Here is a 9,599-nt window from a genome sequence, read left to right as displayed (position 1 = left end):
CAGAAGGGGGGGGGGCGCCAGCCGGTGCCGCCGCCCTTCTCCTGGCCCGTGGCGGCGCCGTCGCCGGACGCCGCGGCCTCGCCCGGCTGGTCCGGGTTGGCGGCCACCGAGGCGTTCTCCTCGACCGGCTCGCGGCCCGGGGTGGGCAGGTTGAGCTTCTTGATCAGGAAGTAGAACACCGCGTAGTAGATCGCGAAGTAGGCCACGCCCATCAGCAGGATCCACACCAGCCCGGTGGTGTTGGACTTGAAGGCGTTGAGCACCATGTCGATCAGGCCCGCGGAGAACCCGAAGCCCAGGTGGGCGTCGAGCGCGTTCAGGATCGCCATCGAGACGCCGGTGAGCACCACGTGCACCGCGAAGAGCACCGGGGCGATGAAGATGAACGCGAACTCGATCGGCTCGGTGATGCCGGTGACGAACGCGGTCAGCGCCGCCGAGATCATGATGCCGCCGACCGTGGCCCGCTGGCTCGGGTGCGCGGCGCGCCACATGGCGATGGCGGCGGCGGGCAGGCCGAACATCAGCACCGGGAAGAAGCCGGACAGGAAGCCGCCGGCGGTCGGGTCGCCGGCCAGGTAGCGGTTGATCTCGCCGTGCACGACCTCGCCGGTGGCGGGGTTCTCGAAGCTGCCGAAGACGAACCAGACCACCGAGTTGACGATGTGGTGCAGGCCGAAGGGCAGCAGCAGGCGGTTGACGACGCCGTAGACGCCGGCGCCCAGCGGGCCGGAGGCCACGATCCAGGTGCCCAGGTCGTTGATCCAGCCGCCGACGGTGGGCCAGATGAAGCCGAAGACGACCGCCAGCAGCAGCGAGGCGACCGCGGTGACGATCGGGACGAAGCGGCGGCCGCCGAAGAAGCCCAGCCAGGCCGGGAGCTTGATCTTGTAGTAGCGCTGCCACAGCACCGCGGCCAGGATGCCGATCGCGATGCCGCCGAGCACGTCGGAGGGGTTCTTGACCCCCCAGTTGATGACCTCCTCGCCGGCGGCGTCGAAGGTGGTGACCGACTCCTTCAGCTGCCCGCTGGGGTCGAAGTGGAAGAAGAGGTACTTGGTCACGCGGTCGAACACCACGTAGCCCACCACGGCGGCCAGCGCGGTCGAGCCGTCGGCCCGCTTGGCGAAGCCGATGGCCACGCCCACCGCGAACAGCAGCGGCAGCGCCTGGAAGAGCGAGTCGCCGGCGGTGCCGATGACACCGGCGACCGGCTCCATCCAGCCCAGGCCGGTGACGTCGGCCAGGCCGCCCGGCTCCGGGCCGTTGGCGCCCAGCATGTCGCCCTGGCCGAGCCGGAGCAGGATCGCCGCCGCGGGCAGCACGGCGATCGGCATCATCAGGCTGCGCCCGATGCGCTGGAGCAGCCCGAGGAGCGAGGATCCCGCTCCTGCGCCGCTCTCGGCGGATTTCGTGGAACTCACTGGTGTTCCTCCATTGGATGCGGACGGGTGGGATGGCGGCGCCGGCGCGTGTGCGGGACGCGTCCGGCGGCCTCAGCCGCCGGCGGGGCGCCGCGGGTCCAGACGCGAGTGCAGCTGGTAGCGGTCCGCGCGGTAGCTGGACACGGCCAGCTCCATGCAGACCCCCTTGCAGAAGCTGCGGCGCTGCATCGACAGCACCGGGCTGCCGTTGGGCAGCCCGAGCAGCTTCGCGTCTGCGGGGTCGCAGATCCCTGCTTCGATGGTCTGCTCGCCCGAGTCGAGGAGGATCCCGTACTCCTCTTCCAGGATCCGGTAGAGGGAGCGGTCGCCCAGCGCGACGCGCTCCAGTCCGGGCAGCGGCGCCAGCGGGAGCGTGGTGCGCTCGACCGCCATCGGCTCGCCGTCGGCGGTGCGCAGCCGCTCGATGTGCAGGACCTGGTCGCCGGGGGCCAGCTCCAGCAGCCGGGCGGTGTGCGCGGAGGCGGGGGCGGCGCGGCGCGCCAGGTCGCGCGATCCGGGTGTGAAGCCGCGTGCGCGCATATCCTCGGTGAACGAGGCCAGTTCGAGCGGCATGGCGATCTTGGGGCGGGCCACGAAGGTGCCCTTGCCCGGCACCCGGTACAGCGCCCCTTCCGAGACCAGGACGTCCACGGTCTGGCGCACCGTCATCCGGGAGAGCCCGTAGCGGTTGCCGAGTTCGCGCTCGGAGGGGATGGGGTCGTCGACCGCGAGACCGCGCTCGGTGATCCAGTCCAGCAGCAGGTCCCGGAGCTGGGCGTACTTGGGAACCGGGCTCGTGGGGTCGATCATGGTTCGGTCGCCTGTTCGCTGGTGGGACGTTCTGGTATGACTGGTATAGGCCGGACTAGACCAGAGTACATTGTCATGTGCCGATCCGTTCCCGGCCGCACAGCGATTAACACGGGCGCCGGCGTCTCCGGCGGCACCAGCGATGGGGAAGATGCCTGATGACCACGACGACGAGCGTGATGCGCGCTGAGATCGCCGAGCAGCCCGCGGCGCTGCGCCGCACCCTGGAGGCCCTGACGCCGCTCACCGCGGACCTGGGCGAGCTGGGCCGCCGCACCCGGCAGGTGCTGTTCATCGCCCGCGGATCCTCCGACAACGCCGCAGTGTACGGCTCCTACCTGCTCCAGGCGCACGCCGGGCGGCTGGCCACCCTGGCCTCGCCGTCGATCGCCACCACCTACGGCTCCAAGGTCGACCTGGACGGGGTGCTCGCCGTGGCGATCTCCCAGTCCGGCCGGACCGAGGAGATCGTCGACACCATGGCCTGGGCCGCCGACTGCGGCGCCCGCACCGTGGCGGTCACCAACGGGGAGGGCTCCCCGCTCGCCGAGTCCGCCGACCTGGCCCTGGTCACCAAGGCCGGGGACGAGCTGGCGGTGCCGGCCACCAAGACCTACACCACCCAGCTGGCCGCCTTGGCCGTGCTCGCCCTGGGCCTCGGCGCCGACCTGGACGCCGGCGAGCTGAACGCGGTGCCCGACGCCATCGAGGAGCTGCTGGCCGCCCCCGGCGACGGCGTGGAGGAGCTGGCCGAGCGGCTGACCCCGGTGCAGGGGGCGGTGATCTCCGGGCGCGGCATGGCCTTCTCCACGGCGCTGGAGGCCGCCCTCAAGCTCAAGGAGGCCTGCTACCTGCACGCCATGGGGCTGTCCTACGCCGACCTGCTGCACGGCCCGATCGCCGTGGTCGACTCCTCCACCCCGGCCATCCTGGTCGCGGCGAACTCCGGCCCCACGCTGCCGGGCACCGCCGCCCTGGCCGAGCGGGTCGCCGCGGCCGGCGCCCCGGTCTACGGCATCGGCGGCGGCTCCACCCTGGCCTCCGCCTGCGACCTGGCCCTCCCGGCGCCCGACCTGCCGGAGTGGACCGCGCCCATCGGGCTGATCGTCCCCGCCCAGCAGCTCACCGAGCGGCTGGCGCGGCGCCTGGGCTACAACCCCGACGCGCCCCGCGGCCTGGGCAAGGTCACCCAGACCTCCTGACCGCCCGGGCGGGCCCTGTGCGGGCCGAACGCTTCGGCCCGCGGCCCGCGGGCGCTTAAGCTCTGCATGGACCGGCAGGTCCGCGCCGGTCCACGACCGCCCACGGCCGTCCTCGGGCGCGGGCGGCCCGCCGGAACCTCGACAAGGCAAGGAAACAAGATGGCCGACAAGGCAGCCGCGATCGTCGCCGGGCTCGGCGGCGCCGACAACATCACCGACATCGAGGCGTGCATCACGCGCCTGCGCACCGAGGTGGCCGACCCGTCCAAGGTGGACGAGGCGGCGCTGAAGGCGGCCGGGGCCCACGGGGTCCTCTCCCAGGGCAACGTCGTCCAGGTGGTCGTCGGCCCCGAGGCCGACGCGCTGACCGACGACATCAACGACATCCTCGACTGACACCCGCACCCGGCGCGGGCCGAGCGCTCGGCCCGCGCCCCGCACCGGGAGGTGCCCACCATGCTCGCAGTGCTCTCGCCCGTCCCCGGGACCGCCACCGGACTGGCCGGGGTCCCCGACCCCGTCTTCTCCCAGGGGATGGTCGGACCCGGGACCGCGGTCGACCCCGAGCGCGCGCCCCAGACCGCCCTCGCCCCCATCGCCGGGACCATCGTCAAGCTGCACCCGCACGCCTTCGTCATCGCCGGCGAGGACGGCAAGGGGGTCCTGGTCCACCTGGGGATCGACACCGTCGACCTGAAGGGGGAGGGGTTCGAGACCCTGGCCTCCGAGGGTGCGACCGTCGAGGCCGGCGCCCCGCTGGTGCGCTGGGACCCGGCGGCCGTGGAGGCCGGGGGCCGCTCCCCGGCGGTCCCGGTCGTCGCCCTGGACGCCCCCCAGGACACCGTGCTCGACACCGTGGAGTCCGGCGCGGTCGAGGCCGGCTCGACCGCGCTGTTCACATGGCGGTGACCGGCGGCGCCGAAGGGCGCGGCGCCCTGTTCGACCTGGACGGCACGCTCGTCAACAGCGAGCCGCGGTCCATGGAGGTCTGGGCGCGCCTGCTCCAGGCGCACGGCCGGCCCTACGACGAAGAGGTCCTCCACCGCTTCATGGGCCGACGCGGCCCGGACGTCGTGGCCGAGGACCCCTCGCTGTTCCCCGGCGTCTCCTGGGACGTGCTCCTGGTGGAGCTGCAGCGCATCGGGTCGGCGCCGGACCTGCCCCCGGTGCAGGTGCTGCCCGAGTCGGTGGCGTTCGTGCGCTCCCTGCACGGGCGCGGCGTCCCGGTGGCGCTGGTGACCTCGGCCGGACGGGAGTGGGCCGAGTCCGCGCTGAAGATGGCCGGCCTGTGGGAGCTGTTCACCGGCACGGTCACCGCCGCCGACGTCGCCGTGGGCAAGCCCGACCCCGAGGGGTACCGCGCCGGGGCGCGGATGCTGGGCGTGCCGCCCGAGCGCATCACCGTCTTCGAGGACACCCCCGCCGGGGTGGAGGCCGGCCGACGGGCCGGAATGGGCGTGGTCGGGGTCACCACCACCCACGACCGCGAGACACTGTCCGGTGCCGACCTGGTGGTCGACCACCTGACCGAAGTGGGCTGGCCCCCGCCCGGCGGGACCGGCCGAGCCAAGGCATGAGGAAACAGAGGAGCCAGCAGTGGCAGAGCGCCGCGTGAAAGTCGAGTCCGAGGTCGGGCTGCACGCCCGGCCCGCGGCGATGTTCGTCGAGGCCGCCTCCAAGGCGTCCGGCGAGGCGACCGTCGCCAAGGGGGACGGCGCGCCCGTCTCCGCCAAGAGCATCCTGGCCGTGATGGGCCTGGACGTGCGGCACGGTGACGAGATCACCATCAGCGTGGACGGCGAGGACGCCGAGACGGTGCTCGACCGGTTGGCCGAGATCGCGGGTGCGGCCTGATGGGGCAGCCCGACGAGCGGGTGCTGGAGGGCACCGGGGTCAGCCCCGGCGTGGGCTACGGCCCGGCGCTGCGCCTGGCCCGCTCGGTGCCCGAGCCGCCCTCGACCGGATACGAGGGGGACGCCGAGGCCGAGGCCGCCCGCGCCGCCGAGGCGATGGAGGAGACCGCGCGCGACCTGTCCGCGCGCGGTGAGAAGGCCGGCGGGCAGGCCCAGGAGGTGCTGTCGGCGCAGGCGCTGATGGCCCGCGACCCGGCCCTGGCCGACGACGTGCGCCGCCGGGTGCGCGAGGGGGCGGCCGCCGCCCGCGCCGTGGCCGACGCCTTCGGCGTCTACCGCGAGATGCTCGCGGCGGCCGGGGAGTACATGGCCGCGCGCGTGGCCGACCTGGACGACGTGCGCGACCGCATCGTCGCCCGGCTGCTGGGCGTCCCGGTGCCGGGCGTGCCCGAGTCCGACACCCCGTTCGTGCTGGTCGCCGCCGACCTGGCGCCGGCCGACACCGCCACGCTCGACCCGGACCAGGTGCTGGCCTTCGTCACCCGCGAGGGCGGGCCCACCAGCCACTCGGCGATCCTGGCCCGCTCCCTGGGCCTGCCCGCGGTGGTCGCGGGGGCGGCGGCCGACGGTATCGCCGAGGGCGCCGCGCTGCTGGTGGACGGGACCGCCGGCGAGGTCGTCGCCGACCCCTCGGCCGAGCGGGTCGAGCGGGCCCGCGCCCGGCAGGCCGCCCGCGAGGCGGCGGCCGCGCAGAGCGGTGGGCCCGGTGCCACCTCCGACGGCCACCGGGTGCCGCTGCTGGCCAACATCGGCGGCCCCAAGGAGCTGCCGGCGGCGCTGGAGAACGGCGCCGAGGGCGTGGGGCTGTACCGGACCGAGTTCCTCTTCCTGGACCGGGGCGAGGCCCCCGGGCACGAGGAGCAGGTGGAGGCCTACCGGGCGGTGCTGGACGCGTTCCCGGCCGGGAGCAAGGTCGTGGTGCGCACCCTGGACGCCGGGGCGGACAAGCCGCTGGCCTTCCTCCCGCCGCCGGGGGAGGAGCCCAACCCGGCCCTGGGCGTGCGCGGGCTGCGCATGATGCGCCGCCACCCCGAGATGCTGTCCTCCCAGCTCACCGCGTTGGCCGAGGCGGCGCGCGGTGCGCAGGCGGTGCTCAACGTCATGGCGCCGATGGTGACCGACGCGGAGGACGCCGCCTGGTTCGCCGAGCGCGCGCAGGAGGCGGGCATCGAGCACGCGGGCGTCATGGTGGAGGTGCCGGCCGCCGCCCTGGGCGCGCGCCACCTGGCGCGCAGCGCCGGCTTCTTCAGCATCGGCACCAACGACCTGACCCAGTACGCCTGCGCCGCCGACCGCGAGGCCGGCGGGCTGAGCCGGTTCCAGGACCCGTGGCAGCCCGCGGTGCTGGAGCTCATCGCCGCCACGGCGCGCGCGGCTGCGGCGGCCGAGCGCCCGTGCGGGGTGTGCGGCGAGGCCGCCGCCGACCCGCTGCTGGCGTGCGTGCTGGTCGGCGCGGGGGTGACCACCCTGTCCATGGGGGCCTCGGCGCTGCCGCTGGTCCGTGCGGCCCTGAGCCGCGCGAGCCTGGAGGAGTGCAAGGCGGCGGCGAGCGCCGCCCTGGACGCCCCCGGGATCGACGAGGCCAAGCGCGCGGCCCGGGACGCCCTCCCGGGCGTGGCCGAGCTGGGGCTGTAGGCGGCAGCCGAGGACGCGCCTACACGCGGCGCGCGTTCAGCGCTCGGGCCCGAATACACAGGCCGTCGGGGCCGTGCCCGCCGGAACGGCGGGCACGGCCCCGGTCGTGTTCGGTCCCTTGTGTGCATCGATGGTGGTGGGATCACCCCCATCGGTGTCCTGAAGTGGTGGTCCCACCACCATCGATCACCGTTCCGATCCCTGCCGCCCCGCCGCCGCAGAGCAGCAGGGGTTCTGTCACAGGCCGTCCCTACGCTCGGCCCATGGCGATTCAGAGGATGGACCACGTAGGCGTCGTCGTCGAGGACCTGGAGGGGGCGATCGCCTTCTTCGCCGAACTCGGCATGGAGCTGGAGGGCTCGGCGCCGGTCGAAGGGGAGTGGGTGGACCGCGTCGTCGGGATCGAGGGCGTGCGCGTCGACATCGCGATGATGCGCACCCCGGACGGCGGCGGAAAGATCGAACTGACACGGTTCCGTGCGCCGGAGGCGGTGGCCGAACAGCCCGAAGAGGCACCGCCCAACGTGCTGGGCCTGCGGCGCATCATGTTCGCCGTCGACGACATCGAGGACACCATCGCCCGTCTGCGCCCCCACGGAGCCGAACTCGTGGGGGAGGTGGCGCAGTTCGAGGAGATGTACCGGCTCTGCTACCTCCGGGGGCCGGAGGGCGTCATCGTTGCCCTGGCCGAACAGATCGGCTGAGCGCCCCGCCGAAGGCCCGGCGCGGCGGGGGCGCCGCGCGGGTCCCGGCCGGTCGGGCGCCGCGCGGCGCCCCCGCGGCGGTACAGTCCATCCGCGGGCCCAGGCCTCACCCGGCCCGCGCCGTCCCCCGCCGACCGATGCCGTCCACCCCGCCGGAGAGACCGCCATGTCCGCGCTCCGCCGCCTCGCGCCCGTCGGCGCCGGCCTGCTGCTGTTCACCGCCGCCTGCTCGGGCGGGACCGCCCCCTCCGACGAGGGCGGCGGATCCTCCGGCCAGGGGGCGGGGGCCCAGGCCGTCGAGCGGGCCGATGCGCTCCTGGCCGACATGTCCGTGGAGGACAAGGTGGGCCAGCTCTTCGTGCTCAACGCGGCCGGCACCACCCCCGAGGAGAACGCCCAGGCCCTCTCCGACTTCCGGCCCGGCGGCCTCATCTACTTTCCCGAGAACCTCGGCACGCCCGCGCAGATCGCCGAGCTGTCCAACGGGCTCCAGGAGCAGGCGGCCGGGCAGGGGGCGGGGGTGCCGCTGATGATCGGCGTCGACCAGGAGCAGGGGATGGTCGCCCGGCTGGAGGCGGGCACCCGCTTCCCCGACGCCATGGCGGTCGGGGCCACCGGCGACACCGCCCAGGCCGAGGCGCTGGCCGCGTCCACCGCCGCGGAGCTGGCCGCGGTCGGGATCAACCTCGACTACGCCCCGGTCGCCGACGTCAACACCAACGCCGACAACCCGGTCATCGGCATCCGCTCGTTCGGGGCGGACCCGGGACCGGTCGGGGAGATGGCCGTCGCCGAGGCCGAGGCCTTCGCGGAGGGCGGCGTGGTCCCGGTGGTCAAGCACTTCCCCGGGCACGGGGACACCGGCACCGACAGCCACACCGGGCTGCCCGTCATCGACAAGGACCGGGCCGCCTGGGAGCGCGACGACCTGCCGCCGTTCGCCGACGCGGTCGAGGCCGGGGTCGACGCGATCATGACCGCGCACGTCGTCATGCCCGCGCTGGACGACTCGGGGGAGCCGGCCACGCTCTCGCCGAAGGTGATCGACGGGGTGCTCCGCGACGAGCTGGGCTACGACGGGGTCGTCACCACCGACGCGCTCAACATGGAGGGCGTGCGCCAGACCCACGACGACGGGGAGGTGGCGGTCCTGGCGGTCGAGGCCGGCGCGGACCAGCTGCTGATGCCGCCGGACCCCGGCGCCGCGTTCGACGCGGTGCTCTCGGCCGTGGACGAGGGGCGCATCACCGAGGAGCGCCTGGACGAGTCGGTGCGCAGGATCCTCGAACTCAAGGCCGAGCGGGGCATCCTGGACGCCGAGCGGGCGGACCCGGAGGCGGCGGCCGGCGTCTTCTCCTCCGAGGACACGGCCGAGGCCGCCCAGGACCTCGCCGACGCCTCGGTGACGCTGCTGCGCAACGAGGGCGGCGTGCTGCCGGTCCAGGACGGGGCGAAGGTGGCGGTCCAGGGGGCGGGCGCCGAGGAGATCACTTCGGCGCTGCAGGACCTGGGTGTGGACACCACCGGTTCGGCCTCGGGGGCGGACCTGGTCGTGGTGGGGACCAACGGGGCGCGCGGCGACGCCGAGCAGCGCCGGGCCGTGGAGCGCGCGTCGTCCGGCGGGGCGCCGGTGGCCGTGGTCGCCCAGGGGACGCCGTACGACCTGCAGGTGGCGGAGGACGCCGACGCCTTCCTGGCCGTGTACTCCGCGGTCCCGGTCTCCCGCACCGCGGCGGCCCGTGCGATCGCGGGCGAGGTGCGGCCCGAGGGCCGGCTCCCGGTCCCGATCCCGGACACGGGCATGGAGACCGGCGACGGCCTGTCCTACTGACCGGGCGGCGACCGGCGCCCCGCCGCGCGAATCCGAGACGGGGCGGTGCCGAGGCCTCCGGCGGCCGGGCAGGTCCGCTC

Annotated in this window: 10 protein-coding genes; 8 read left to right on the top strand and 2 right to left on the bottom strand. The window is 74.6% G+C overall.

Going from position 1 to position 9,599, the window contains the following annotated elements; translation table 11 throughout:
* Positions 1–1,424: PTS transporter subunit EIIC (locus tag D450_RS29865; protein ID WP_017538502.1), on the bottom strand; the 1,424-nt coding region annotated here is incomplete at its 3' end.
* A 72-nt stretch (positions 1,425–1,496) separates the two neighbouring features.
* Entirely contained in the window at positions 1,497–2,234 is a 738-nt protein-coding gene (locus D450_RS0109850) for a GntR family transcriptional regulator (RefSeq protein ID WP_017538501.1), read from the bottom strand.
* Between the two features lie 158 nt (positions 2,235–2,392).
* Here D450_RS0109850 and D450_RS0109845 point away from each other — a divergent pair, with 158 nt between their 5' ends.
* The 8 genes from D450_RS0109845 to D450_RS0109810 all read left to right on the top strand — a co-directional run bounded on the left by D450_RS0109845 (position 2,393) and on the right by D450_RS0109810 (position 9,519).
* Positions 2,393–3,436, top strand: coding sequence for an SIS domain-containing protein (locus D450_RS0109845; protein ID WP_026124592.1), 1,044 nt, complete (start codon positions 2,393–2,395; stop codon positions 3,434–3,436).
* A gap of 66 nt (positions 3,437–3,502) precedes the next feature.
* Positions 3,503–3,832: a glucose PTS transporter subunit EIIB gene (locus D450_RS0109840; protein WP_083932591.1), complete on the top strand. Its 330-nt coding sequence runs from the start codon at positions 3,503–3,505 to the stop codon at positions 3,830–3,832.
* 60 nt (positions 3,833–3,892) lie between these two features.
* Positions 3,893–4,345 (top strand): PTS sugar transporter subunit IIA, encoded by a 453-nt coding sequence (locus tag D450_RS0109835; protein ID WP_017538498.1) that lies wholly within the window; start codon positions 3,893–3,895, stop codon positions 4,343–4,345.
* Positions 4,336–5,013: an HAD family hydrolase gene (locus D450_RS0109830; RefSeq protein WP_017538497.1), complete on the top strand. Its 678-nt coding sequence runs from the start codon at positions 4,336–4,338 to the stop codon at positions 5,011–5,013. Before D450_RS0109835 ends, D450_RS0109830 begins: the two co-directional genes overlap by 10 nt.
* Positions 5,014–5,032: 19 nt before the next feature.
* Positions 5,033–5,290: an HPr family phosphocarrier protein gene (locus D450_RS0109825; RefSeq protein ID WP_017538496.1), complete on the top strand. Its 258-nt coding sequence runs from the start codon at positions 5,033–5,035 to the stop codon at positions 5,288–5,290.
* Positions 5,290–6,984, top strand: a complete 1,695-nt coding sequence (gene ptsP / locus D450_RS0109820) for a phosphoenolpyruvate--protein phosphotransferase (protein WP_017538495.1) — start codon at positions 5,290–5,292, stop codon at positions 6,982–6,984. Before D450_RS0109825 ends, ptsP begins: the two co-directional genes overlap by 1 nt.
* 278 nt (positions 6,985–7,262) lie before the next feature.
* Complete coding sequence (locus D450_RS0109815; protein WP_017538494.1) at positions 7,263–7,688, top strand: VOC family protein; 426 nt, start codon at positions 7,263–7,265, stop codon at positions 7,686–7,688.
* 166 nt (positions 7,689–7,854) lie between these two features.
* Complete coding sequence (locus D450_RS0109810) at positions 7,855–9,519, top strand: glycoside hydrolase family 3 protein (protein WP_017538493.1); 1,665 nt, start codon at positions 7,855–7,857, stop codon at positions 9,517–9,519.
* The last annotated feature ends 80 nt before the right edge of the window (positions 9,520–9,599 follow it).

The sequence above is a fragment of the Nocardiopsis halophila DSM 44494 genome (assembly GCF_000341245.1).
Taxonomy (GTDB): domain Bacteria; phylum Actinomycetota; class Actinomycetes; order Streptosporangiales; family Streptosporangiaceae; genus Nocardiopsis_A; species Nocardiopsis_A halophila.
This window is presented reverse-complemented; position numbering and strand designations above follow the sequence as displayed.